Source organism: Microvirga zambiensis WSM3693 (assembly GCF_016735695.1).
Lineage (GTDB): Bacteria > Pseudomonadota > Alphaproteobacteria > Rhizobiales > Beijerinckiaceae > Microvirga > Microvirga zambiensis.
In genome coordinates this window covers 63,779-88,484 of sequence record NZ_JAERQD010000003.1, presented here as the reverse complement: position 1 = coordinate 88,484, position 24,706 = coordinate 63,779, and the positions used below count along the sequence as shown (strand labels likewise).

Here is a 24,706-nt window from a genome sequence, read left to right as displayed (position 1 = left end):
ATCGACGGGAGACGAAACGGAAACAACCGAGGAGAGCATCCTGATGGTTGATGTCCCACTTGGTCCGGGCGGCGTCGTTGCACCGACCGACATAGACGATGTCGAGCTCTACCACCCTCACAGCTGGGTGACGAAATACGTCTTTGCTCAGGATGCGAAGGTCATCGCGATCCAATATGCCCTGGTCGCCCTCTCCGTGGGACTGATCGCCCTCGTGCTGTCTTGGCTGATGCGGCTGCAGCTCGGATTTCCCGGCGTATTCGCCTTCATCGATGCCAACGCCTATTACCAGTTCATCACCATGCACGGCATGATGATGGTGGTCTACGTGCTCACCGCCCTCTTCCTCGGCGGTTTCGGCAACTACCTCATCCCCCTGATGGTCGGCGCCCGCGACATGGTCTTTCCCTATGTCAACATGCTGAGCTTCTGGGTCTATCTGCTCGCCGTTCTGGTGCTCGTTGCAAGCTTCTTCGCGCCGGGCGGCCCGACGGGCGCCGGCTGGACGCTGTATCCGCCGCAGGCGATCCTGTCCGGAACGCCCGGAGGCCAGGAATGGGGCATCATCCTGATGCTCGCCTCCCTGATGATCTTCATCATCGGCTTCACCATGGGCGGTTTGAACTATGTCGTGACGGTGCTTCAGGCGCGGGCACGGGGCATGACCCTGATGCGGATGCCTCTCACTGTGTGGGGAATCTTCACGGCAAGCTTCATGGCGCTCCTTGCCTTTCCGGCGCTCTTCGTCGGCGCGGTCATGATGCTGTTCGACAGGATTTTTGGAACCAGCTTCTTCATGCCGGCCATCGTCGAGATGGGCCAGCCTCTCGATCGCAGCGGCGGCAGCCCGCTCCTGTTCCAGCATCTCTTCTGGTTCTTCGGCCACCCGGAAGTCTACATCGTGGCCCTGCCCGCCTTCGGCATCGTGTCCGATCTGATCAGCACCCATGCGAGGCGCAACATCTTCGGCTACCGCATGATGGTCTGGGCGCTCCTTGCCATCGGCGCCCTGAGCTTTGTCGTCTGGGCGCATCACATGTATGTGAGCGGCATGAACCCCTATTTCGGGTTCTTCTTTGCCACGACCACGCTGATCATCGCCATTCCGACAGCGATCAAGGTCTATAACTGGATCCTGACCCTCTGGCGTGGGAACATTCACCTCAACGTTCCGATGCTCTTCGCCCTCGCCTTCATCGTCACCTTCGTGAACGGAGGCCTGACCGGCCTGTTTCTCGGGAACGTGGTCGTGGACGTTCCACTCTCGGACACGATGTTCGTGGTCGCTCATTTCCACATGGTGATGGGCGTCGCACCGATCCTCGTGATCTTCGGCGCGATCTATCATTGGTACCCGAAGGTTACGGGGCGCATGCTGAACGATACGCTCGGCAAGATCCATTTCTGGGTCACCTTCCTCGGCGCCTATCTGATCTTCTTCCCCATGCATTATCTCGGCCTGATGGGGATCCCGCGCCGCTATCACGACATCGCGGACATGTCCTTCGTTCCGCAATCGGCCCACACGCTCAACGCATTCATCACAATCGTCGCGCTCTTCGTCGGCGCGATCCAGATGATCTTCGTCTTCAACCTGTTCTGGAGCCTGCGCCACGGCAGACCTTCCGGCGGCAACCCCTGGCGGGCGACGACGCTCGAATGGCAGACGCCGGAGACACCGCCACCGCATGGCAACTGGGGCAAGGAGGTGCCGGTCGTCTATCGCTGGGCCTACGATTACAGCGTTCCGGGAGCGGATCAGGACTTCCTGCCGCAGAACCAGCCCGGCACCGCACGAACCGCGGCGGGGCCGGCCCATGGCTAGCATCCTGCTATTCTTAAGCCTTCTGGCTCTCATCGGAGCCTGGTGGCTCTCGCGCCAAGGCCTCGCCTCCAAGCCCTGGCTGGAGCAGGGCGCGACCGCGGCCCTGCCCCCTGCCGACGACACGCCGACGCCAGCCTCCAAGGTCGCCCTATGGATCCTTCTCGCTGTTATCGGCTCCTTCTTCGCACTCTTCATCAGCGCCTATTCGATGCGCATGCAGCTGCCCGACTGGCGCGCCGTGCCTGTGCCGACCATTCTGTGGCTGAATACGGGAATGCTGGCCCTGAGCAGCGTTGCACTTCATGGAGCAAGGAACGCCGCCCGTCGCGGCGAGATGACGGACCTCCGGTGGGGCCTCGTCGCAGCGGGAGTTGCGGCTTTGGCCTTCCTGTCAGGCCAGCTCGTTGCGTGGCAGCAATTGACGGGCGAGGGATACCGACTGGCTGCCAATCCCGCGAGTGACTTCTTCTATGTGCTGACCGGCCTGCATGGTCTGCATCTTTTGGGCGGACTGGTGTGGCTCGGCGGAACGATCCAGAAGGCGTGGCGCACATCTGACACCGGATCGCTTCGGCTCCCGGTCGATCTCTGCGCGACCTATTGGCATTTCCTGCTGTTCGTCTGGCTCATCGTTCTGAGCATCCTGACAGGCTGGGCCGGCGAGTTCATCGACATCTGCCGGCAGATACTGACGTGAGAGGAGTTCGCACATGGTGGACCACGCTCTGACAGGTGTCGCAACCTCTGCGGAATCGTCAGGCCTGAAAAGCGTCGCCGCGGATTTCTCCTCCGATCGGAAGGCCTTCAGAAACGTGTCCTGGGGGAAGGCCATGATGTGGATCTTTCTCCTCAGCGATACCTTCGTCTTCAGCTGCTTCTTGATCTCCTACATGACCGCGCGCATGTCGACGACCGTGCCGTGGCCCAACCCGAGCGAAGTCTTCGCTCTGACCATCGCCGGCAAGTCCCTCCCCCTGATCCTGATCGCGATCATGACTTTCGTGCTGATCAGCAGCAGCGGAACCATGGCCATGGCCGTCAACTTCGGCTATCGCCGCGACCGCAGGAAAACCGCGATCCTGATGCTGCTGACGGCGCTGCTCGGCGCGACTTTCGTCGGCATGCAGGCTTTCGAATGGACGAAGCTGATCCACGAAGGCGTCCGCCCCTGGGGCAATCCCTGGGGCGCGGCGCAGTTCGGTTCGTCTTTCTTCATGATCACGGGCTTTCACGGCACCCATGTGAGTATCGGCGTGATCTTCCTCCTCATCATCGCGCGCAAGGTCTGGCGCGGCGACTATGACAGCCAAGCACGCGGTTTCTTCACGAGCCGGAAGGGCAATTACGAATCGGTCGAGATCATGGGCCTCTACTGGCACTTCGTCGATCTCGTCTGGGTCTTCATCTTCGCGTTTTTCTATCTTTGGTGAGAACGGCCATGGCACAGGCAACCGCACATGCGCAGGGACAGCAGCATCCCATCAAGCTCTATCTGGTGGTCTGGGCGTGGCTCTTCATCCTGAGCGCCTGCTCGTATTTCGTCGATTATTTCCAGCTCCAGGGGCTTCTCCGTTATTCCCTCATTCTCCTGTTCATGATGCTGAAGGCCGGCCTCATCGTCGCCGTGTTCATGCATATGGCGTGGGAGAGACTGTCCCTGGTCTATGCGATCCTGGTCCCGATCAGTGCAGTCCTGGTTTTCGTGGCGATCATGGTTCTCGAGGCGGATTACACGCTTTTCTCCAGAATATCCTTCTTCGGAACCGGTTCATGAAAAAGGCGGCCTGGGATCCAGGCCGCCCGTTCAATTCGCTGGAAGCGTCAATCACCTCGCAGGATGAGCGTCGTCCGGATGCGGCGGCTCCACGACCCGGCGGTACAGATGCCACGTGGCATGACCCAGCACAGGCATCACGATAGCGAGGCCGACAAAGAGCGGGATCGAGCCGATGAAAAGCGCAGCGGCCACGATCAATCCCCAGATCGCCATGGTGACCGGATTCATCACGACGGCCTTGATCGAAGTGTAGACGGCCACGGCCACTCCAACGTCGCGGTCGAGCAGGAGCGGGAATGAAATCACGCTGATGCTCAGAACAGCCACTGCGAAGACGAAGCCGAGAGCATTGCCTAGGACGATCAGCTTCATTCCCTCCGAGGTCGTGAGGACCTGATGGATGAATTGCGGATAGGATTCCGGTGCAGCGTAACCGAAGAGAGATTGATACAGCAGACGGGCCGTCGTCAGCCAGACCAGGAAGATCACCAGCAGCACGACGCCCAACCCGATGATCGAGGGGATCGACGGCGATTTCAGGACATCGAACGCATCCTGCCAGGAGACCGGAAGGCCGAGTTCCCGCCGCCGGCTGATTTCATAGAGGCCGATACCGGCAAAGGGTCCGACAAGCGCGAAGCCCGAGGCCAAGGGGAAGAGGAGCGGGAGTGCATTGTTGCTGAAGGTGAGCGCAGCCAGGCACGCGCCGAGGATGGGATAGATCAGCCCGAGGAACACCAGATGCGAGGGCATGGCCCAGAAATCGTCGAAGCCTTTCGTCAGAGCTTCCTTCAGATCGGCGGTCGATATCCGTCTGACGACTGGATGGGCCGGAACCTCGCTAGCGCCGGCGACAATATGAAAATTGGCCATACTCGCTCCTCCAGGGCTTAACCTTGGCAGTTGAGATCACGGCCGGGCGTGCATCGTGCGAGGTCACGCGTAACCGTAACCGATACCCTCAATATAGGGCGGAACGATTTGGATGTCGCCATGGATCCATGCCAGTTGAATCCATGGCGGCGTTTGAGGACAGAATTTGTGAACCGCCGGAAGGCTTTCCTAGCGGGCAAATGCTGCCAGGATCCGGGCCCAGGACCGGATGCCGTGATGGAAGCTCGAAAGGTCGTATTTCTCGTTCGGCGAATGCACCCGGTTGTCGAAGCGGGCAAAGCCCACCATCAACGCATCCATGTTGAGCAGGCGCTTGAAATCGCCGACGATCGGGATCGAGCCGCCGGTGCCGGCGAGGGCCGCCTCCCTGCCCCATTCATCGGTCAGTGCCTGCAGAGTAGGCTTGAGCCACGGCCCGTCGAGCGGCAGGCTGAGCGCCGGGCTGCCACCATGTTCCTTGAAGGTCACGGTGCAGTCGGCAGGGATCCGCGCTTTGACATGGGCGCGGAACGCCTCCCGGACTTTCATCGGATCCTGCCCGGAGACCAGGCGGAACGACACTTTGGCGGAGGCCTTCGACGGAATGACCGTCTTGAAGCCCTCGCCCGTATAGCCGCCGACGATCCCGTTGACTTCGCAGGTCGGACGCGCCCAGACCTGCTCCAGCACGCTGCGCCCCTTTTCACCCGCCGGTATCCTCAAGCCTACCCCACCGAGGAAGCCTGCCTCGTCGAATGGCAGACGGTTCCATTGATCCTTCACCTCTGCCGGCAGTTCCTGCACGCCATCATAGAAGCCGGGCAAGGTGATGCGTCCGTCGGCATCGCGCAGCGAGGCGAGGATGTCGGTGAGCAGGTGAATCGGATTGCGGGCGGCGGACCCGAACATGCCCGAATGGAGATCCCTGTCGGCGCAGGTGATTTCGATCTCCTCGCCCACCAGCCCACGCAGCATGGTGGTCACAGCCGGAGTGTCATTGTCCCACATGTCCGTGTCGCAAACGAGCGCGACATCCGCCGACAATTCCTTCTGGTTCGCTTCCAGAAACGGCTGGAGGCTCGGGCTTCCGGATTCCTCCTCGCCCTCCAGCAGGATCGAGACGCGGATGGGAAGATCGCCCGACACCGCCTTCCAGGCGCGGCAGGCCTCGATGAAGGTCATCAGAGCGCCCTTGTCGTCGGAGGCACCTCTTGCGACGATCCAGGTGTCGCCATTGGGAGCCGCCACCAGCGTCGGCTCGAAGGGCGGTGTATTCCACAGCTCTATGGGATCGACCGGCTGCACGTCATAATGGCCGTAGAACAGCGCATGCGGTCCTTCTGCCCCCTGCCCATGATGGCCGACGACCATCGGATGGCCGCCCGTCAGCCTGGCTGAGGCGTCGAACCCGAGCTCACGCAGTTCCGTGGCAAGCCATTCCGCCGCCCGACGGCATTCATCCTTGTACGCGGGATCAGTCGAGATGCTTGGAATCCGGATGAATTCGAAGAGACGCTCAAGGCTCCTGTCGAGATCGGCATCGATGCGGTCGAGTACGGCGGAGAGATGGTCGGTCACGGAAAGGTCCTTGCTGCTTGCTCCGAACGACGATAGCGGAACAGTTTCTCAGGATGGGGCTGGTGTTGTAGCGCCTCAATGCCATGCGCAAAAGCCCCGAATCGCCTGGCTCCCAAGCCGCGGGATCCATCGGGTCAATTTGCCAAATCCCGGTGGCGATGGTCAGATGCGCCGCGATGCACGCGAAAACTTGATCGCGATCTTGCCGAAGTGAGGGAATGCCGGTGAAGGATTGGGATGCAGGCCAGTATCTGAAGTTCGAGGACGAGCGCACCCGACCGTCGATCGACCTGCTCAATCGTGTTCCTTTGGGCGAGCCGAGAAACGGCGTCGATCTCGGTTGCGGCCCGGGCAACAGCACGGAGCTGATCGTCAAGCGCTTTCCCTCGGCACGCATTCTCGGCCTCGACAGCTCCCCCGACATGCTGTCCAAGGCACGCAAGCGTCTTCCGGGCCTGGCATTCGAGGAGGCCGATGTCGCGACTTGGGAGCCGAAGGAGCGGTTCGATCTGATCTTCGCCAATGCGGTTCTGCAATGGCTTCCCAATCACGCAAATCTCCTCACACGCCTCGTCTCCTTCCTTGCGGATGGCGGATGCCTTGCCGTGCAAATGCCCAACAATCTCGACGAGTCGTCCCATCGTCTCATGAGGCAGATCGCACAGGCGGGACCATGGGCGGGCAAGCTCGCTCCGGCTGTCGAAGCGCGAGAAGCTATCGGCTCGTTCGACGACTATTATCTGTGGCTGAGGCGAACGGGATGCTCGGTCGACATCTGGCAGACGACCTATGTCCACCCTCTCGACGGTGCTGCCGCGATCGCCGAATGGTTCAAGAGCACCGGGCTGAAACCTTATCTCGATTTGCTGACCGGTGAGGAGCAGGAGGAATATCTGCGCCGCTATCGCGGCGAAATCGCGAAGGCTTACCCACTCCAAAGTGACGGCAAGGTGCTCCTGCGCTTCCCGCGCCTGTTTTTTGTCGCCCGACGGCCCTGACAGAAGCATCCGCACCCGAAGTTTAGATCGGAAGGTGACATCCGGCACATCGCTGGTTCTAAAGCCTCCCGCATAGTATAAACACCAGCCATTGCATCCCTCTTGGATGATGTTTCACTTTTGCGGACCTTGGAGAGTGATCATGGTCTCGCGCCGATCCGGACGGCGAGCAGCCTTTGCCGCGGCAGTCCGCTCTCTGCTGCCTCTCTTCGCGTGCGTTCTCGCCGACGAGGCTCTCGCGCAGCAAAACGGATGCGTGCTGCAGACCGCGGGATCCCCTCAAAGGCAGGTTCTGCGTTGTCGCGACGGCCTCACCATCGAAGCAGAACCAGGGTCCACTTTCAGTCTCGTGGACCGGAATCGGGATGCCGCTCCCGATGCCGTCAATCTCCAGAACCGAGCCATTCTCATCGATGCTCCGCCGGCTGCTCTCCGACAGGGTTTCCAGGTTCAGACTCCGCAGGCCATCGCTGCCGTACGCGGCACTCAATGGGTCGTCGATGTCAGCCCGGGAAAGACGGCCGTCTTTGTGGTCAATGGGCGCGTCTCGGTCAGGCGGGCAACCAATACGCGCAGCGTGAATCTCGGTCCGGGAGAAGGCGTGGATGTCGAACCGGGAACGGCTCCTCTCGTGGTGAGGCGGTGGCCGGCGGCGCGCGCAGCCGCGCTCCTGGCGCGCTTCGGTCGGTAGGATCCCGATGGGCAGACGCCGGACGGTCACGCTCATCGCTTTGGTCCTGACCGGCTTATGGGGCCTCGGACTGGCATTCGTTCATCTGCACGGCGGCATAGCAGTGCTCGACCGGCTTGAAGCGCCGCTTGCAGATCTGAGGTTCGTCCTTCAAGGGCCACGCCCGGCGCCCGGCGACGTGGTCATAGTCGCGATCGACGATCAAACAGTGCGAGAGGTCGGCTCGTATCCACTGCCACGCGCGACGATGGCGGCCCTCGTTTCCACCATCGGCCGCATGAAGCCGAAGGTCGTCGCGGTCGATGTGCTCTTCATCGAGCCCGGATCGGCAGAAGGCGATCTTGCACTCGCATCGGCCCTGCGAGAAACCCCGAGCGTTCTCGCGGCAGCAGGGCTGTTCGGCCGTGGCCCGCCGGCAGCCGGTTCACAAGACAGCAGCGCCTTGGTCCTCCCGGAGGCACAGGACCTGCTGTTGCCTCGAGCGACGTTCTCGGATGCCGCGGCGCTTGGCGTCGTCAATATTGCGACCGATGCATCCGGCGTGCCGCGCCACCTCCCTCTCCTGCTGCGTTCGGGAGGCCGGATCTGGCCATCATTTCCGCTGCGAGCGGTCTCAGTCGCCGTGAATAGCGACCCTGTTCTGCAACCCGACGGCATCGTCTTAGGATCTACGACATCGAGCACAGCCGAAGGATATGCCTTGCCGCTTCGCTTCTACGGGCCCGGCGGGACCATTCGCACCCTCGGCGCCAACGAGGTGCTGAACGGCAGGGTTGCGGGTGAGGCGATACGGGACAAGATCATCGTCGTCGGCGCCACAGTCGCAGGCGGAGGGGATACCTTTCCCACGCCATTCGATCCCGTTCTGCCGGGCGTCGAAGTTCTGGCGACGGCAATCTCCCATCTGGTGGACGGCGACGCTCTGGTGCGGGACTACCGTATTCGCTTCGTCGATGCCGCCGTGGCCTTCACCTTGCCCGTCCTCTTCATCATGCTCCTGTCCTGGCATCGTAGCGTCCTGGCATTTGCCCTCATCGCGCTCGTGTCGGCCCTGTGGATAGGATTGACGATGGTGGCGTTCGCGCATGGCATCTGGCTGAGTGCGACCTTGCCTCTGCTGGCCGCGGTGCCACCAGCAATTCTTTTCGGCGCAGCACGACTTTGGCTCGACCGCAGTCGCGCGGACCGCTTCAGCGCCCAAAGCCGAGCCCTGCGCAGCTTTCAAGCACCGAGCCTCACCGAAAGACTTGTGAAGGATCCGGGATTTCTCGCAACGCCCGTGCGCCAGAAAGCTGCCGTCGTCTTCATCGATCTCTCAGGCTTTACCGGTCTCAGCGAAGTCCTGCCGCTCGATGAAACTCGCGACATCCTCCGCGGCTTTCACGCGATCGTCGATCGGCAGGCGGTGGCGCATCACGGGATCGTTGCAGGCTTCATGGGAGATGGCGCCATGATCATCTTCGGTCTTCCCGATCCTTCGCCCGACGATGCCCGCCACGCGGTCGATACCTGTGTCGCCCTGAGCTCGCGCATGGAGGAGTGGATTGGGAGTTTGCCGGAAGCCGTTGCATCACACATCGGATTCAAGATCGGCGCCCATTGCGGCATGATCATCGCATCGCGTCTCGGCGGCGACAGCCACCAGCACATCACGGCGATCGGAGATACTGTAAATATAGCAAGCCGCCTGATGGAAGTGGCGGCTGCTCATCGAGCGGACGTCGCCTTGAGCGACGATCTCTACAGGGCTGCCGGAGATGCGCGTTCCGTCCTGATCTCGGGATCGTTGAACGGAACGCTTGACGCCTCGATCCGCGGCCGCTCCGGTTCGGTTCCCGTCTGGCTTTGGCAGCGAACGAAGCAATCTGATGCGATCACCGAAAAACTCCGATGACCCGCATCGGAGCTTTTCGCATATTGCGCAATAAGCGGAAGGATTAAAGCCGGTCGGGCGCCGGCATCTCGCTGCCGAACCAGTTTTTCTGCATCAAGGCCTGTGCCTCATCGACCACTTTCTGATCGCCCTGCGCCTGCGCGGCGCGAAGCAATCCTGCTGCCGCCCAGCCATTGTTCGGCGAGCGCTGCAGAGCCTCCCGGAATGCCACTGCCGCTTCCGCAGGCTTGCCCTGAGCCATCAGGGCGGCGCCGAGGGACTGATGCACCGGATAATACCAATACGGTGGCTCCATATAGGGCAGCCGGTCCTGGATGCCTGCCGCTTCGGCGAACAGCGAGGCGGCTTTTGCCGGATCACCCGATGTCTGCGCAATGCGTGCCGCAATCTCATGCGACGCGATGGCCAACAGGTCGGGGCCGGGGACGCCAGCATCGACGAGACCCGTGACCTCTGGCCTCTTCGCCAGGATATCTATGGCGGCAGCCTCGGCGCGAGCTTCGTCCGCTCGCCCAAGGCGGGCAAGAGCGATGCCGCGGGCGTAATGCCACGATGCCTCGACGAGGGGAAAATCACCCTCCGGCTTCGGAAGGGCCAGCACGTCCTCCGGCTTCGAGAACACGGCATGGGCGTTGTAGGGAGCGGCGGCAATCGGCTGCGTCCAAGGCACCTCACGCTTGGCACGGTCGGACACTATTCCGGAAAGCTTCTGCGCCGCCTCGATGGCGGTGCGTCCGTCTCCTCCCGTCAGGGCGGAGACCATGACGAAGTGAACGTTGTGGGCATAATAAGCCTCCGAATAGAGAACGCTCGCGCCCCCCTTGCCCAAGAAAGCTTCGTCGGCAGCCGCCGCGCGCACATTGGCATCGAGGCTCTCACGCCAGCGCCCGAGCCGATACCAGATGTGGCTCGGCATATGCACGAGGTGACCTGCACCGGGAATGAGCGCCTCCAGCCGCGCAGCATGAGGGGCCGCGCGCTCCGGATGATCCGATGACTCGACCGCGTGGATGTAGAGGTGGATTGCACCCGGATGATCGGGGCTCGGCTGCAGCGGACCGAGCGGGGTTGTTCCGAGTATGCCCTCAAGCAGCGCAACGATCTTCTCCGTCTTGCCTTTCGGCGTCTTCCCGCCATCGGCCCAGTAATCCCAGGGCGTCAGATTCATGAGCGCATCGGCCGTCAGCAGAGCGACATTGGCGTCCTGCGGGAAACGGACCTGCACGGCTTCCATGGCATCCGCGTAAGCCTGGTCCAGAGCCTTGCGATCGGCATTGGGATCCGGCGAATGCCGCTTCGATAAGGCCTCTACGAGGGCTGTCTGCATGTCGCCAGTCTTCGCCGCAAGGCCTTTGGCCTTTTCAAGCACGAACAAGGCACGGGCATTCGCATCGGCGTCCATCGGATAATTGATGTGCGGACCGAGCACCCAAGCCTCGCCCCACAGGCACATGGCGCAATTCGGGTCGAGGTCCTGTGCCGCCCGGAATGACCGCGCGGCCTCGGCATGGTTGAAACCCCAGCCCAAACGATAACCCTGATCGAAATAGGCTTGAGCATACCCTGCCGGATCGTTGGTCACGATCCAGGACAGCTTGCCCATATTGGGGTGAATCGGGGGCTTTTCATCCACACTGGGTGCCGCCGCTCCTTTCGGCAGATCGCGACCATAGGCGCCGAGCTCCGTGCGCTTCGGCTGCACGCTTTGCGGCTGCGACTGCAGCTGCGCCATCTGCGCATGATGCCCCGTGCCCGCCTGGCTGGGCTTCTGCAAGGCATGAAGCATCCGGACCCTCGGGCTGTCATGGCTACCGAGCGGGCAGGCATCGGCCGAGGAGCCGGCTGCGAGAAGCGCGATCGCCGCGCTGGCCGAGAGAAGGATGGATCTCACCGAGAGGCGATTGTGCCGGGCAAGGAGAATCCTCATGAGCACAGGTTCCCATACTGAAGGAATGCCAAGGCGCGCGGCTTTGTGGTGCCAGACCGCACGTATCGCATGATTGTGCCCTCAACTTCGCTTGCCCGGCATAGGCGATCATGACAACGTAAAGGGGCAAAACTGCCAAGGAGACATCGCAATGCTCCATGTGGTCGTTCTGTTTCTGAATGGCGGATGCGCCTCGACCGCGCTTCTCCCGATGGAGATTTTCCGCAACACCGGCGTGCTCTGGAATCTCCTGACCGGAAGGATACCGCAACCTCGATTTCGCGTGACGACGGCAACCCTCCAAGGCACGCCTGCGGTGACCGATCGACTGGTCTCGCTCACGCCCTCCTGTTCTGTGGAGGATGTGGAGCGACCGGACATCGTGTTCGTGCCAGCAGGCGGACTGCCGCTCGATACAATGATGCAGAGCGGCTATGACATCGATTCCGTCATCACCTGCAACGCGGCCATCATTCCCTGGCTTAAGAAATGGTCCGCAGACGGTGCGAAGATCGCGGGAGTCTGCTCCGGTGTTGCGCTCCTTGCGGAAGCCGGCCTGCTCGACGGCAGGCGCGCCACGACTCACTGGGGATTGACGGAGGTCTACCGCAGGCGCTTTCCCGATGTGGACTGGCAGCCTGACTATCTCATCACCGATGCAGGAAATGTACTCTGCAGCGGTGGCATCAATTCGGCCGCGGATTTGAGTCTGTATTTGGTCGAGCGGTTCGCAGGCCGCGATCTGGCTTTGGAATGCGCCAAGGCCCTATTGATCGAAATGCCGCGCACGTGGCAGGTCGCCTTCGCCGATGTCATATTGCGCAAAGTACATCGTGACGAAAGCATCCAGCGCGCACAGGATTGGGTCCATAGGCATTACAGGAACGCGATCGGCGTGGACGCAATCGCGGCCAAAGTCGGCATGAGCCCGCGAAACTTTGTTCGCCGTTTCAAGGATGCAACCGGGCATACGCCGCTGAGCTATATCCACACGATCCGCATCACGATGGCGAAGCGGCTTTTGGAGGATGGTCGCCAAAGCATTCAGGAGGTCAGCCAAGCCGTCGGCTACGAGGATGTGATCTTCTTCCGTGATCTGTTCAAGCGTCACACGGGCATATGCCCCACCGAATATCGCAGCCGTTTCGGCACGCCAGCGATGGTCCAGCCCGGAAGCCGACCGGGTGGTCGAAGCTTCCGGCTCGTGGGCGGATCTCGCGTCTGAACCTACTCTGCAGCGCCCTGATGCTCGACTGAACCATTGCTGCGGGTGGAACGCCTCCGCTCACGCCTGAGGCGCTTCATCAAGGCGATCGATGCGACCATCGTCCGCTCGAGTTCGGTCAGGACGGCACTCGTATCCTGAGCAAGTGTTAGGTTCTTTCGTTCCAACTTCATTGGCAACTCATTCCACTCTTGCTGTCATACCCATAGGAGCCAGTGGCGCCTATATGCCAGCTAAGCGTCGCAGTGCGGCTGCAATGTGGCGAGAGCCTGGAAGTGCGCAACGGCATCATTATAACGAACGCTCAGACCAGCTCTCGCAGCTTCGAGACATGAGATTCTATCCGGCCTGCGCCAGCTGACTCCATTTCGCGCAATAGTCACGAAAGGCAGAGGAAAGACGACCGGATGCCTCGGCGTGACTCAACTGAAGTCCGCTGCGCTCCGATGATCCGAGAGCAAGAAGTGCTGCACCGACACTTGTTCCGGTGGAGCTTGCGACAGGCCTGACGGAGCGCCCTGTCGCCTTCGACAACGCCTCCACATAGAGAGCGTTTCGCGCGAACGGCCCTTCCACGATGATCGGACCCGCGGCCCTTGTCAGATCGAGGCATGCCTTCGTCATCAGGGCTGTGTAGAGACAGGCGGCGACATAAGTTTCGTCGGGACTGAGTCCCATCGCAGCATTCTCAACGCGATGCTCGGCATCGGGAAACGGCCCGCATCCGGGCACGACGCTCGGCGTGAGAAAAATACCTTCATCGACGACACGCTGAATGGCATGAGGTGTCGCAGTGCCCTGCCCTTTTGTCAGGAGTTCGAACTCACGCCCTCCCATGAAGCGGGAGGATGGAACCGCGCGGCCGAAGGCATCCACATTGGCGAGGGCGTCACGCCGCGGATCGAGATGATCCAGGTCGCCGCCGATGGCAAAGATCACAACCCATGTGCCCGTCGAGACCACAGCAAAGGGAGGCTCGTTCTGACCGAGATGCGGCAGAAGTGAAGCATTCGAATCGTGGATGCCGCAATAGACGGGCACCGGATGCGCAAGCCCGATCGCAGCCGCAACCCCCTCGGTCACATTGCCCAGAACATCGGACGGATTTCGCACCGGCGCCAGATCATCGCCAATTCCCAGCGCATCGACGAGAGCGGAAAATCGGCCCTCTCTCGGGTACCAGAGATCGGTGTGACATCCGAGGGAGGTCACCTCGGTCGCTGCAATTCCCGTCAGCCGCCAGGCCCAGTACTGCGGATAGGTGACGATGGTCCGCACTCTCGCAAAGGCTTCCGGAAAGGCGTTCTTCTGGTAGTGGAACTGCGCACCGAGATTAAGGCCGCCAGGCAGGCGCGGCGAAAACGTCTCCGCAAAGGGTGGTCTGATCGTGTCGTAGGCGGCCTCGATCTCCGCAGGATAGCGAAACTCGTAATCCAGGACAGGCAGCGCCAATCCATCGTCCTTGAGAAGCGCTCCGCTTGCACCATGGGCCGTGATCGAAATGGCCTCGAAGCCGAACTCCGCATGGAGCTCCTTCAAGGCGGAGAGAAAGAACGCGAAGATGCCGTCGACATCGAAATGCGGGTAAGGTCCGTCGGTCAAGACCCGGTTCGGTCTCGTCCGGGCTGCGATCTCGCGCCTTTCCCGTCCATCGACGATGACCGCTTTTACATTGGTCTTGCCGACATCGAGCACAGCAACATTCATGTGTGATCAAGCCATATGGAAAACGCCGACGAGCGGCTTCTGAACCGGTGAATTGTCGGAGTTCGTCGCCATGATGTCGGCCATGTAGGCCCACCAGCGTTTCATCACCGGATGGTTCGGCAGATCATCCATCCGATGATCCTTCAGTCGCCACAGAACGCCGAAGAGCGTGCCGGTGTCCCGGTCGAGATGAATCGAATAATCCTCGACGCCTGCTTCCTTCAGGAGCGTGACAAGCTCCGGCCAAATCTCGTCGTGTCGGCGCCGATACTCGTCTTCCATGCCCGGATTGAGTTTCATCGTGAAGGCGAACTTTTCCCTGATCATGCTGCTGCCTTTGAACGGATGCGGCGGACGACGATCGGCAGCGCGATCACCAGGATCAGCAGCAGGCCGATGAAGATCGACATGACGATGCCGGGCACGTTGAGAAGCCCCAGGCCGAAGGTGACGAGACCCATGACGATGGCAGCAAGCACGACACCGGGGATCGTGCCGGAACCACCGAGGATGCTCACGCCGCCCAGCACCGCCATGGTCACGACCTCAAGCTCCCACCCCGCCGCGATGGTATGGCGGGTCGATCCCAAGCGCGATGTCAGGCAGATGGCAGCAACGCCGCTCATCACGCCGGTCAGAAGAAAGAGAGCGAACTTGGTGCGCTGAACCGGGATCCCTGAGAACTGCGCCGCGAAAGCATTGTTGCCAATGGCATAGACCCACCGCCCGAAAGCGGTCCAGTGCAGCAGGATGCCGAAAATCAGCGCGAAGATCACGAAGGCCACCATCTCGACGGTCACGACCTCGAAACCGGGCAGCGCCGGCCACCAGGAAAAATCGGACATGTAGCCCTGCCCGAACCAGGCGAAGCTCGTCGGGTAGCCACCATAGGCGCGGTCGCCGAGAACGATCTGTGCAATCCCGCGAAAGAGACTCATGGTGCCGATCGTCACGACAATGGAGGGAAGGCCGATGCGCGCCACCAGAAATCCGTTGAAGGCACCACACAGAAGCCCGACCCCGAGCCCGATTCCGACAAGGGCCGGCGCCTGGAATCCGGCCTGCGCTGCGGCTCCCATGGCGGTCGAGGCCAGAGCGATGATGGCGGCGACCGACAGATCGATCTCGCCCGAGATGATCAGCAGCGTCATCGCGAAGGCGATCATCGCCTTCTCGGTGAAGTTGTAGGTCGCATCCGACAGGTTCCATGGATCGAGGAAGTGAGGGGACGCGAACGAGTTTGCAATGAAGATCGCGATCGCAACGGCAGCCAGCAGGGCTTCCCAACTTCCAAAAAAGCGTCCCATCGGGGTCGAAAGCTTGTCCGGGATATGCCTGATAGGCTGCTTCTCGAGCGTGAGCATGCTCATGCAGCGGCTCCTCCCGCTTGCGCATTCACCAAAGAAGGTCGCTGCTTCGCGGCGTCGCGAAGGATGAGACGACCCTTGCGCCGCTCCTGCCGGGCGTTGAACAGCACTGCGATGATGATCACCAGGCCTGAGATCGCCATCTGCCAGAACGGCGAAATGTTGATCACAGGCAGCGCATTCTTGATCACGCCCAGGAAGAGAGCGCCGAGCACCGCTCCGCCCACGGAGCCGATCCCTCCCAACGTCGAGATCCCGCCGATGACGCAAGCCGCGACCGTATCGAGCTCGAATCCTGCGGCGATGTCCACATAGGCAACCGCATAGCGCGATACCCAAAGATAGCCGCAGAGACCCGCCAGCGCGCCTGAGAGCATGAAGGCGAAGAAGCGCGTGCGGCCGACATTGATTCCGGCATAGAGCGCCGCGGTGGGATTGCCGCCGGCGGCATAGAGCGTCCGTCCGAAGACCGTACGCGTGAAGGTGACGGCAATCAGCGCGATGACGAGAATTGCCGTCCAGCCGAGCACGGGAAGCCCGAGCACCGAGGTGCGCGGCGCATCGAGGAAGATCGGCGTCATCTGGGTCTGGTTGACCCAGGCCCCGCCGGACAACACGAAGGCCATGCCGCGATAGACCGTGAGCGTGCCGAGCGTCGCCACGATGGCGGGTATGCCGATCTTCCACACCATGAAGCCGTTGATGGCGCCGAGCGCCGCGCCGATCGCGAGGGCACAGAGGATCAATACCGGCAGCGGAATTCCCGGATAGGCCGCATTCATCATCGCCACGGCCATGCCTGTGAAGGAAAGATTCGCGGCAACCGACAGATCGATGGACCTCGTCAGGATCACCGCCATCTGGCCAAGCGCCAGAATGATCAGGATCGCCGTATCGTTGAAGATATTGGCCAGGCTTTCAGGCGAGGCAAATCCAGGCGCGCGGTAGGCGAAGACCGCGATCAGGACGATGATGATCGCTGCCAGGAGGAGTTCACGATACGTGAGGATACGGCTCATCATGACTTCCCTGTCCGATCACACATTGCCTGTCGCCGCCCGCACGAGCGTTTCCGCGTCGAGCTCATCGCGCCTCCAGGTTCCAGCCATCCGCCCCTCACGCATCACCAGCACGCGATCGGACATGCCGAGAATCTCCGGCAGTTCGGAAGAGACCATGATGACGCTCAAGCCCTCGCTAGCGAGTTCGCTCATGAAGGCGTGCACGGCCGCCTTCGAGCCGATATCGATGCCCTTCGTAGGTTCATCCAGAATGATGACCTTGGGCCTCGTGGCGAGCCACTTGCCGACAACGACCTTCTGCTGGTTTCCGCCTGAGAGCGTGCCGACGGGCACAGAGAGCGCTGCAGCGCGCAGATCAAGTCTTTCCGCATAGCGGCGGGCGAGCGCGAATTCCTCGGCCTGCCGTAGGAAGCCCGCTCGCGTCGTCTTGCCCAGCGTCGCCATGGAGATGTTCTGAAAAATCGGCATCTGCAGGACGACGCCGTGCCGCCCGCGCTCCTCCGGCACGTAGACGATTCCGGCGGCGATGGCATCGCGCGGAGAGTGCAGAGCTATCGGTCGGCCTTCGAGTTCAACCATGCCCGCGCTCGGGCGGGTGATGCCGAACAGGGCCTGGCACAGTTCGGAGCGCCCGGCCCCGACGAGCCCGTAGAGTCCCAAGATCTCGCCGCGATGCAGATCGAAGGAAATATTGTCGAACTCAGTCGGATGCGAGTATCCGGACACCTTCAGAACCGTGTTGCCGATAGTCACATCGACTTTGGGGAAAACGTGTTCGACCGAGCGCCCGACCATCATTCGGACGATCTCGTCCTGCCCGGTCTGCGACAGCAGGCCGGAACCGATGGAGCGCCCATCGCGAAACACCACGAAATGCTCCGCGATCTCGTAGACCTCTTCGAACTTGTGGCTGATGAAGAGGATCGCTTTGCCTTGTTTCTTCAGCCGTTCGATGATGCGGAAGAGATCTTCCACTTCCTTGTAGGACAACGCTGCCGTCGGCTCGTCCATGATGACCACGCGGGCTTCGACGGACAATGCGCGCGCAATGGCGACCAGATGTCGATGTGCGATCGAGAGATCCTTCAGTCGGGTATAGGGGCTGATCGGCGCATCGATGGAAGTCAGGAGCGCGGCAGCGCGCGCATTCATCGCCGCCCAATTGACCAGGCCGAGACGATCTCTCGGAGCGTGGCCGAGAAAGATGTTTTCAGCCACAGACAATTCGTCGAAGAGAACGGTTTCCTGATGGATCGCAGTGATCCCGCTTCGGATCGCCGCGTCGGCATTTCCGAACTCGACGGGCGCGCCGTCGACCAGGATCTCGCCGCCATCCGGCTGATAGATGCCGGTGAGAATCTTGACGAGCGTGGATTTTCCCGCCCCGTTCTCACCGATCAGGGCGGTCACGGTCCCGGGATAGAGAATCACGTCGACCTGATCGAGCGCCTTGACACCAGGAAACGCCTTGGAGATGCCCCGCATCTCCAGAAGCGGTGTCAGAGTATGATGCGCCGCTTGCACCACGGACATGGAAAACCCGCCGATAGACAAGGAAGAAAAGGGCGGCGCGGCTGCCCGCGCCACCACTCTCGAGATGCCGCGATCTCAGAAGATCTTGGCGAACTCGTCGACGTTCTTCTTATCGTAGACGAACGGATCGGCCATGGCTGCCTCGCCGTTGTCGCCGATCTTGATCTTGCCCATGCGCCCGGCATTGATCTCGGACCCCGGCTTGCCGTCGGTCTCGTTCTTGATCAGGCGATAGGCGATCTGCGTAGCGGAATATCCGAGGTCAATCGGGTTCCAAATCGCGAATTCCTTCGTCGCGCCGGAATGAACCGCGCCTGCCATCTCGGACGGAAGACCGAGACCGGTCACATAGACTTGACCGATCTTGCCCGCATCCTTCACCGCCTGCGAGGCTGCGAGCACGCCCACCGTCGTCGGAGCGACGATCACCTTCACGTTCGGATAGGACTTGAGCAGACCCTGAGCCTCACGGTAGCTCTTGTCGGCAAGATCGTCGCCATAGACGGTCGTGACGAGGTTCAGGCCCGGATATTTCGGAAGCTGCTTCTTCATCTCGGCAATCCAGGTGTTCTGGTTGGTCGAGGTGGAGGTTGCGGACAGGATCGCGAAATCGCCCTTGCCGTCCGGCAGATGAGACGCGGCAAGCTTCAGGCACATATTGCCGATCAGCTCGTTGGACGACGGGTTGAGATGGAGGATGCGTCCGTCCTTGCCCACCGCGGAATCCCAGGAAATGACCTTGATACCACGCTGCGCCGCGCGCTTCAGCGCCGGCACGACCGCGTCGGGATCGTTGGCGGAGATCGCGATGGCGTCGACGCGCTGAGCGATGAGGGCGTTGATCACCTCGATCTGCCCTTCGGCGGTGGTGGTGGTCGGTCCGGTATAGATGACCTCGACACCGCCGAGTTCCTTCGCGGCCTCCTGCGCACCCTTGTTGGCGGCCTCGAAGAAGCCGTTGCCGAGGGACTTCACCAAGAGGCCGATCTTCACGTTCTGCGCGCTCGCCGACCCGGCGAACAGAGCCAGTCCCAATGCGGTACCGAGGGCAAGCTTTGCAAATGCCTTCATTGTCTTCCTCCCTTTCGAACCACCTCCTGCCGGCTCTCAGGCCGCCGAGGAGGATTCCGTTGCCTGACCCGCCGTTACGCCGGCAATGATCAGCTTGATTCCCGCATTCTCGATCATGGTTCTAGCCGAGTCCGGGATGGCGTCGTCGGTGATCAGCGTGGAAACTCGATCCAGCGGGCAAAGGATGAGGCTCGATCGGCGCTGGAACTTGCTGGCATCAATCATCAGCACCAATTCATCCGCCTGATTGATCAGCTTCTGCTCGGCCTGGATGATCAGGGCATCCTGCTCCATGACGCCGAGCGCGCCCACGCCCTGCGCGCCCATGAACATGCGGCGGGCATAGAAGTTGCGCGTCACATCGTTCTCGAACGGCGAGAGGATTATGCTCTGGTCGCGATAGATCGAGCCGCCCGGAAGCATCACCTGGTTCTTGGAATGCTTCACGAGATGCTCGGCGATCGCGAAGGAATTCGTGAAGACCTGCAGCCGGCGAGTCGTCAGGTAATGCACCATCTGGAAGGTGGTGGTGCCGCCGTTGATGATGATCGCATCGCCCTCGGTGCACAGCGCGACGGCTTCCCGCGCAATGGCCCGCTTCTTGGCGACGTTCTCACCCTCGGACACGCGAAACGGCTTGGCGGCGAGGCTTCCGATCTGGGCCGGGTGCAGCGCTTCCGCGCCACCACGCACACGACGCAGGCGGCCCTGGACATGCAGGGCTGCGATATCGCGCCTGATCGTCGCCTCCGACGCGGAGGTCAGCTCGACGAGATCCTGCACCGTCGCCACAGGCTTCTCCTGGACGGCGCTGAGGATGATCCGGTGCCTCTCACGTTCGTGCATGAATCCTCGACAAGTGATGGCGGAATCGACGGCAGCATCGATCAAGTTACCGTCAAAGACTGCTCCCAAGAACGATCATGGTCAATCAATTATCTGCTACAACCTTCGTATCATGATCGCAATTGATCGTTTATGATCGTTTTCGGTTGACAACTCCCTGCCTCGGAGCGACCTTGCAGCCCAATTTAGGGCATCCTTGCCCCTAAGCGGATGAGGAGGAAACCGTGGATACAGCGACCCCAACCGTGAAACTGCTGGACGATCACTGGGACGATGCCAAGGCGGCCACCCTCGACGAGCCCGGCCTCCTGCTCTACCGCTCGAATCTCCTCGGCGCCGACAAGCGCATCACCAATTATGGCGGCGGCAATACCTCTGCCAAGGTGATGGAGACCGATCCCCTCACAGGCGAGACGGTGGAAGTGCTCTGGGTCAAGGGCTCCGGCGGCGACGTGGGAACCATCAAGCTCGACGGTTTCGCCACCCTCTATATGGACAAGCTTCGGTCCCTGAAGACCCTCTACAAGGGCGTCGAGGACGAGGATCGCATGGTAGGCTTCCTGCCGCACGCCACCTTCAACCTGAATTCGCGAGCAGCCTCCATCGACACGCCGCTTCACGGCTTCCTTCCCTACAAGCATGTCGACCACATGCATCCCGACGCGATCATCGCCATCGCCGCGGCGAAGAACTCGCGCGAACTCACTAAGGAAGTCTTCGGCGACGAAATCGGCTGGCTGCCGTGGCGCCGTCCGGGTTTTCAGCTCGGTCTCGACCTCGAGGCCTTTGCGAAAGCCAATCCCAAGGCCAAAGGCGTGGTGCTGGAAAGCCATGGTCTGTTTACCTGGGCCGACGAGGCCAAGGAATGCTATGAGCTGACGCTTCGGATCATCAATCAGGCCATCAAATGGTTCGCCGAGAAGACATCAGGCAAACAGGCCTTCGGCGGTGCCGTGACCTCCAGCCTCTCGCGCGAAGAGCGTCGCAGGATCGCGGCGCGCCTCATGCCTGAAATCCGCGGCAAGATTGGTCAAGCAGAGCGCAAGCTCGGTCACTTCGACGATCAGGACGCCGTGTTGGAATTCGTCAATTCCGCCAACCTGAAGCCCCTCGCCCAGCTCGGCACCAGCTGCCCCGACCACTTCCTGCGCACGAAGATCCGCCCGCTGGTTCTCGACTTCGATCCCAAGTCTCCGAACGCAGACGCGGTTCTGACCGGTCTCGATGCGGCGCTCGATGCCTATCGCGCCGATTACGCGCGTTACTACGAGCAGTGCAAGCATTCGAACAGCCCGAAGATGCGCGATCCCAACCCGGTGATCTTCCTGATCCCCGGCGTCGGCATGCTCTCCTTCGCCCGCGACAAGGCGACGGCGCGCATCGCCAGCGAGTTCTATGTCAACGCGATCAACGTGATGCGCGGTGCATCGTCGGTGTCCGAGTATCAGGGGCTTCCGGAGCAGGAGGCCTTCGACATCGAATACTGGCTATTGGAGGAAGCAAAGCTCCAGCGCATGCCGAGGCCCAAGAGCCTCGCAGGCCGCATCGCCCTCATCACCGGCGGCGCCGGCGGCATCGGCCGCGCCACAGCCGAGCGGCTCGTCGGTGAAGGCGCCTGCGTCGTGTTGGCCGACATCGACCAGGACGCGTTGGATTCCACGGTAACCGATTTCAGCAAACGCTTCGGCCAGGACGCGGTGCGCGGCGTCAAGCTCAACGTCACGAGCGAGCCGGAGGTGCTCTCCTCCTTCATCGAGGCGAGCGTGGAATTCGGCGGCATCGATATTCTCGTCTCCAATGCCGGCATCGCTTCCTCGGCTCCGGTCGAGGACACGGACCTCGCGATGTGGAACCGCAACATCGACATTCTCGCGACGGGCTATTTCCTGGTCTCGCGGGAGGCCTTCCGGCTGTTCCGCCGTCAGAAGCTTGGAGGCAACGTGGTCTTCGTGTCGTCGAAGAACGGCCTCGCCTCCTCCCCCAACGCCTCCGCCTATTGCACCGCCAAGGCCGCCGAGATTCATCTCGCCCGCTGCCTGGCACTGGAAGGCGCGGAGGCCGGCATTCGCGTGAATACGGTCAACCCGGATGCGGTGCTGCGCGGCTCGAAGATCTGGACCGGCGAGTGGCGCGAGCAGCGCGCCGCCTCCTCCAAGCTCGCCGTCGACGAGTTGGAAGAGCATTACCGCAAGCGGTCCCTCCTGAAGCTGAATGTCTTCCCCGAGGACATCGCGGAGGCGATCTATTTCCTTGCGTCCGATCTCTCGGCTAAGTCGACCGGCAACATCATCAACGTGGATGCAGGCAACGCGACGTCCTTCACGCGATAAGCACTGCCCAGGGAGGATGCCATGAGCGAACAAAGAATCTCGGCGGCTGTTGTTGCGGCCGACAACGAGAAGCGCGCTAAAGCTCTGAAGGAGGATTACGAGGCGCTTGGCGTCAAGCTCGCCCGCAGCGGTCTCAGCATCGACGCCGTCACCGACCAGGTGGCACGGTTCTTCGTCGCCGTGCCCTCCTGGGGTGTCGGCACGGGCGGAACCCGCTTCGCACGCTTTCCTGGCGCGGGAGAACCGCGCAATATCTTCGACAAGCTCGACGATTGCGCAGTGATCCAACAGCTCACGCGAGCGACCGCGACCGTTTCGCTGCACATTCCCTGGGACAAGGTCGACGACCCGCGGCGGCTTAAAGTCCATGGCGATGCGCTCGGCCTCGGCTTCGACGCCATGAACTCCAACACCTTCTCGGATGCGCCCGGGCAGGAGAAGAGCTACAAATACGGCTCCTTGAGCCATGCGGATGCCGCGACGCGCCAACAGGCCATCGAGCACAACATCGAATGCATCGAGATCGGTCAGGCGATCGGCTCGAAAGCACTCACCGTATGGATCGGCGACGGTTCGAACTTTCCCGGACAGTCGAACTTCACGAAGAGCTTCGAGCGCTATCTCGATGCCATGAAGGCGATCTACAAGCGGCTGCCGGAGGATTGGCGCATCTTCTCCGAGCACAAGATGTACGAGCCTGCCTTCTATTCGACCGTCGTGCAGGATTGGGGCACCAATTACATGATTGCGACCGAGCTCGGTGAGAAGGCTTATTGCCTCGTCGATCTCGGCCATCACGCGCCGAACGTGAATATCGAGATGATCGTCGCCCGCCTGATCCAGTTCAGAAAGCTCGGCGGCTTCCACTTCAACGACTCGAAATACGGCGACGACGATCTCGATACAGGATCCATCGACCCCCATCGCCTGTTCCTGGTCTTCAACGAGCTGGTGGATGCCGAGCATCGCGGCGTCGAGGGCTTCCACCCGGCGCACATGATCGACCAGTCGCACAACGTGACCGATCCCATCGAGAGCCTGATCCGCAGCGCCAACGAGATCCGTCGCGCCTATGCTCAGGCGCTCCTCGTGGACCGAAAAGCTCTCGAAGGCTATCAGGACGGCAACGACGTCCTCATGGCCTCGGAGACATTAAAGGCCGCCTACCGGACCGATGTCGAGCCCATCCTCGCCCAGGCCCGCCTCAAGGCCGGCGGTGCCATTGATCCGATCGCTGCCTACCGGGTGAGCGGCTATCGCGCAGCTGTTGCCAAGGAGCGCCCGGCCGTGACTGGCGGCAGCGGGGGGATCGTCTAAGAATAGGACCTCCACGCACGGGAGAGGACAGGATGATGGATTTCGGAAATATCTGGTTCTTCATCGTCCCCTTCGCACTCGCCGCTGCCCTCCCCGGCCCGGCGCAGGGAGCGCTCGTCGCGCAGGTTCTCACCCGTGGCGGTGCTGCAAGCGCTCCATTCCTGATCGGGATGGTAGCCGGAAATGCCCTCTGGCTTCTCGCCGCCATCTTCGGCCTGTCGACCCTGGCTCTCCGGTTCGAGGGCGCATTCATCGCCGTCAAATGGCTCGGTGTGGCTTACCTTCTGTTCCTGGCCTGGAAGCTCTGGAACGCGCCCTCCAGCGGCGCTGAACCTGAGCCCCCCGCATCGGGCAATCGCGGCATCCTGGCGGGTGCCGCCATTACGGTCGGCAATCCAAAGGCGGTGGTTTTCTTCGGCGCCGTTCTTCCCCATGCCTTCGACATGACGGCGCTCTCCATGACGGAGATCGGCGTCATCCTCGCTCTGGGCGTCGGGATCGACCTTGCGGTCCAGACGATTTACCTGTCGGTCGCGGCACGGGCGCGCTCCTTCATCCGCTCCTCCCGTCAGATCCGCATCGTCAATCGGTCGGCGGCCGGGCTGATGGCAGGCTCCGCCGCCGTGATTGCGAGCCGCGGCTGATCGGGCGCCTCCCGCCCTCCGATTGACGAGAAAAATCGTCGATACGGCTTGGCTTGCTTCCTCGTGAGCACTTAGTCTGGT

The 24,706-nt window shown here is 61.6% G+C and carries 21 protein-coding genes; 11 read left to right on the top strand and 10 right to left on the bottom strand.

The annotated features are described in order from the left end of the window. Positions 1–43: 43 nt before the first annotated feature. From JKL46_RS03960 to JKL46_RS03945, 4 genes are read left to right on the top strand one after another with little or no spacing between them, the layout of a single operon-like run. Positions 44–1,825 carry a cbb3-type cytochrome c oxidase subunit I gene (locus JKL46_RS03960; protein ID WP_201830117.1) on the top strand — a complete coding sequence of 594 codons (1,782 nt, stop codon included), beginning with the start codon at positions 44–46 and terminating at the stop codon, positions 1,823–1,825. Further along, a complete protein-coding gene (locus JKL46_RS03955) occupies positions 1,818–2,522 on the top strand; it encodes a cytochrome c oxidase subunit 3 (RefSeq protein ID WP_201830116.1) in 705 nt (234 codons plus the stop codon). Before JKL46_RS03960 ends, JKL46_RS03955 begins: the two co-directional genes overlap by 8 nt. A gap of 13 nt (positions 2,523–2,535) precedes the next feature. Beyond that, entirely contained in the window at positions 2,536–3,255 is a 720-nt protein-coding gene (locus tag JKL46_RS03950) for a heme-copper oxidase subunit III family protein (RefSeq protein ID WP_201830115.1), read from the top strand. 8 nt (positions 3,256–3,263) lie between these two features. Then, the gene (locus JKL46_RS03945; RefSeq protein WP_201830114.1) at positions 3,264–3,599 is read left to right on the top strand and encodes a cytochrome C oxidase subunit IV family protein; all 336 of its coding nucleotides are present in this window, start codon (positions 3,264–3,266) and stop codon (positions 3,597–3,599) included. Between the two features lie 51 nt (positions 3,600–3,650). Here JKL46_RS03945 and JKL46_RS03940 read toward each other — a convergent pair whose 3' ends face one another. Together JKL46_RS03940 and JKL46_RS03935 are read right to left on the bottom strand one after the other, a co-directional pair. Beyond that, on the bottom strand, positions 3,651–4,475 hold the full coding sequence (locus tag JKL46_RS03940) for a DUF2189 domain-containing protein (RefSeq protein ID WP_201830113.1): 825 nt from the start codon (positions 4,473–4,475) through the stop codon (positions 3,651–3,653). A 189-nt stretch (positions 4,476–4,664) separates the two neighbouring features. Then, positions 4,665–6,053, bottom strand: a complete 1,389-nt coding sequence (locus JKL46_RS03935) for a dipeptidase (protein ID WP_201830112.1) — start codon at positions 6,051–6,053, stop codon at positions 4,665–4,667. A 224-nt stretch (positions 6,054–6,277) separates the two neighbouring features. Between JKL46_RS03935 and tam the strand changes: the two genes are divergently transcribed. The 3 genes from tam (at position 6,278) to JKL46_RS03920 (ending at position 9,636) form a co-directional block, all read left to right on the top strand. Continuing rightward, entirely contained in the window at positions 6,278–7,051 is a 774-nt protein-coding gene (tam, locus tag JKL46_RS03930; protein WP_201830250.1) for a trans-aconitate 2-methyltransferase, read from the top strand. 142 nt (positions 7,052–7,193) lie between these two features. Continuing rightward, on the top strand, positions 7,194–7,742 hold the full coding sequence (locus tag JKL46_RS03925; protein ID WP_201830111.1) for a FecR domain-containing protein: 549 nt from the start codon (positions 7,194–7,196) through the stop codon (positions 7,740–7,742). A 7-nt stretch (positions 7,743–7,749) separates the two neighbouring features. After that, a complete protein-coding gene (locus tag JKL46_RS03920; RefSeq protein ID WP_201830110.1) occupies positions 7,750–9,636 on the top strand; it encodes a CHASE2 domain-containing protein in 1,887 nt (628 codons plus the stop codon). A 43-nt stretch (positions 9,637–9,679) separates the two neighbouring features. Here the strand turns inward: JKL46_RS03920 and JKL46_RS03915 are convergent, their stop codons facing one another. Then, entirely contained in the window at positions 9,680–11,563 is a 1,884-nt protein-coding gene (locus JKL46_RS03915) for a tetratricopeptide repeat protein (RefSeq protein WP_201830109.1), read from the bottom strand. 151 nt (positions 11,564–11,714) lie between these two features. Between JKL46_RS03915 and JKL46_RS03910 the strand changes: the two genes are divergently transcribed. Continuing rightward, positions 11,715–12,788, top strand: a complete 1,074-nt coding sequence (locus tag JKL46_RS03910; protein ID WP_201830108.1) for a GlxA family transcriptional regulator — start codon at positions 11,715–11,717, stop codon at positions 12,786–12,788. 339 nt (positions 12,789–13,127) lie between these two features. Here the strand turns inward: JKL46_RS03910 and JKL46_RS03905 are convergent, their stop codons facing one another. The 7 genes from JKL46_RS03905 to JKL46_RS03875 all read right to left on the bottom strand — a co-directional run bounded on the left by JKL46_RS03905 (position 13,128) and on the right by JKL46_RS03875 (position 20,334). After that, on the bottom strand, positions 13,128–14,495 hold the full coding sequence (locus tag JKL46_RS03905; RefSeq protein ID WP_201830107.1) for an FGGY-family carbohydrate kinase: 1,368 nt from the start codon (positions 14,493–14,495) through the stop codon (positions 13,128–13,130). A 6-nt stretch (positions 14,496–14,501) separates the two neighbouring features. Further along, entirely contained in the window at positions 14,502–14,822 is a 321-nt protein-coding gene (gene rhaM, locus JKL46_RS03900; RefSeq protein WP_201830106.1) for an L-rhamnose mutarotase, read from the bottom strand. Then, a complete protein-coding gene (locus tag JKL46_RS03895; RefSeq protein ID WP_201830105.1) occupies positions 14,819–15,865 on the bottom strand; it encodes an ABC transporter permease in 1,047 nt (348 codons plus the stop codon). The genes rhaM and JKL46_RS03895 overlap by 4 nt, the downstream gene beginning before the upstream one ends. After that, positions 15,862–16,881 carry an ABC transporter permease gene (locus JKL46_RS03890; protein ID WP_201830249.1) on the bottom strand — a complete coding sequence of 340 codons (1,020 nt, stop codon included), beginning with the start codon at positions 16,879–16,881 and terminating at the stop codon, positions 15,862–15,864. Before JKL46_RS03890 ends, JKL46_RS03895 begins: the two co-directional genes overlap by 4 nt. Before the next feature lie 18 nt (positions 16,882–16,899). Further along, positions 16,900–18,417: a sugar ABC transporter ATP-binding protein gene (locus JKL46_RS03885; protein WP_201830104.1), complete on the bottom strand. Its 1,518-nt coding sequence runs from the start codon at positions 18,415–18,417 to the stop codon at positions 16,900–16,902. 75 nt (positions 18,418–18,492) lie between these two features. Then, positions 18,493–19,488: a rhamnose ABC transporter substrate-binding protein gene (gene rhaS / locus JKL46_RS03880; RefSeq protein ID WP_201830103.1), complete on the bottom strand. Its 996-nt coding sequence runs from the start codon at positions 19,486–19,488 to the stop codon at positions 18,493–18,495. A 36-nt stretch (positions 19,489–19,524) separates the two neighbouring features. Continuing rightward, positions 19,525–20,334, bottom strand: coding sequence for a DeoR/GlpR family DNA-binding transcription regulator (locus tag JKL46_RS03875; RefSeq protein WP_201830102.1), 810 nt, complete (start codon positions 20,332–20,334; stop codon positions 19,525–19,527). Between the two features lie 224 nt (positions 20,335–20,558). Between JKL46_RS03875 and JKL46_RS03870 the strand changes: the two genes are divergently transcribed. From JKL46_RS03870 to JKL46_RS03860, 3 genes are read left to right on the top strand one after another with little or no spacing between them, the layout of a single operon-like run. Further along, positions 20,559–22,664, top strand: coding sequence for a bifunctional rhamnulose-1-phosphate aldolase/short-chain dehydrogenase (locus JKL46_RS03870; protein ID WP_201830101.1), 2,106 nt, complete (start codon positions 20,559–20,561; stop codon positions 22,662–22,664). A gap of 21 nt (positions 22,665–22,685) precedes the next feature. Next, positions 22,686–23,981: an L-rhamnose catabolism isomerase gene (rhaI, locus tag JKL46_RS03865; RefSeq protein ID WP_201830100.1), complete on the top strand. Its 1,296-nt coding sequence runs from the start codon at positions 22,686–22,688 to the stop codon at positions 23,979–23,981. 32 nt (positions 23,982–24,013) lie between these two features. Next, entirely contained in the window at positions 24,014–24,625 is a 612-nt protein-coding gene (locus tag JKL46_RS03860; protein ID WP_201830099.1) for a LysE family translocator, read from the top strand. Positions 24,626–24,706: the final 81 nt, after the last annotated feature.

What these genes read in the sequence shown, in the direction of transcription:
- JKL46_RS03905 (WP_201830107.1), bottom strand. Translation starts at nt 14,495, where the DNA reads ATGAATGTTGCTGTGCTCGATGTCGGCAAGACCAATGTAAAAGCGGTC.
- JKL46_RS03875 (WP_201830102.1), bottom strand. Translation starts at nt 20,334, where the DNA reads ATGCACGAACGTGAGAGGCACCGGATCATCCTCAGCGCCGTCCAGGAG.
- JKL46_RS03945 (WP_201830114.1), top strand. Translation starts at nt 3,264, where the DNA reads ATGGCACAGGCAACCGCACATGCGCAGGGACAGCAGCATCCCATCAAG.
- JKL46_RS03910 (WP_201830108.1), top strand. Translation starts at nt 11,715, where the DNA reads ATGCTCCATGTGGTCGTTCTGTTTCTGAATGGCGGATGCGCCTCGACC.
- rhaI (WP_201830100.1), top strand. Translation starts at nt 22,686, where the DNA reads ATGAGCGAACAAAGAATCTCGGCGGCTGTTGTTGCGGCCGACAACGAG.
- JKL46_RS03920 (WP_201830110.1), top strand. Translation starts at nt 7,750, where the DNA reads ATGGGCAGACGCCGGACGGTCACGCTCATCGCTTTGGTCCTGACCGGC.
- rhaS (WP_201830103.1), bottom strand. Translation starts at nt 19,488, where the DNA reads ATGAAGGCATTTGCAAAGCTTGCCCTCGGTACCGCATTGGGACTGGCT.
- JKL46_RS03895 (WP_201830105.1), bottom strand. Translation starts at nt 15,865, where the DNA reads ATGAGCATGCTCACGCTCGAGAAGCAGCCTATCAGGCATATCCCGGAC.
- JKL46_RS03955 (WP_201830116.1), top strand. Translation starts at nt 1,818, where the DNA reads ATGGCTAGCATCCTGCTATTCTTAAGCCTTCTGGCTCTCATCGGAGCC.
- rhaM (WP_201830106.1), bottom strand. Translation starts at nt 14,822, where the DNA reads ATGATCAGGGAAAAGTTCGCCTTCACGATGAAACTCAATCCGGGCATG.
- JKL46_RS03885 (WP_201830104.1), bottom strand. Translation starts at nt 18,417, where the DNA reads ATGTCCGTGGTGCAAGCGGCGCATCATACTCTGACACCGCTTCTGGAG.
- JKL46_RS03960 (WP_201830117.1), top strand. Translation starts at nt 44, where the DNA reads ATGGTTGATGTCCCACTTGGTCCGGGCGGCGTCGTTGCACCGACCGAC.
- JKL46_RS03940 (WP_201830113.1), bottom strand. Translation starts at nt 4,475, where the DNA reads ATGGCCAATTTTCATATTGTCGCCGGCGCTAGCGAGGTTCCGGCCCAT.
- JKL46_RS03860 (WP_201830099.1), top strand. Translation starts at nt 24,014, where the DNA reads ATGATGGATTTCGGAAATATCTGGTTCTTCATCGTCCCCTTCGCACTC.
- JKL46_RS03890 (WP_201830249.1), bottom strand. Translation starts at nt 16,881, where the DNA reads ATGAGCCGTATCCTCACGTATCGTGAACTCCTCCTGGCAGCGATCATC.
- JKL46_RS03925 (WP_201830111.1), top strand. Translation starts at nt 7,194, where the DNA reads ATGGTCTCGCGCCGATCCGGACGGCGAGCAGCCTTTGCCGCGGCAGTC.
- JKL46_RS03950 (WP_201830115.1), top strand. Translation starts at nt 2,536, where the DNA reads ATGGTGGACCACGCTCTGACAGGTGTCGCAACCTCTGCGGAATCGTCA.
- JKL46_RS03915 (WP_201830109.1), bottom strand. Translation starts at nt 11,563, where the DNA reads ATGAGGATTCTCCTTGCCCGGCACAATCGCCTCTCGGTGAGATCCATC.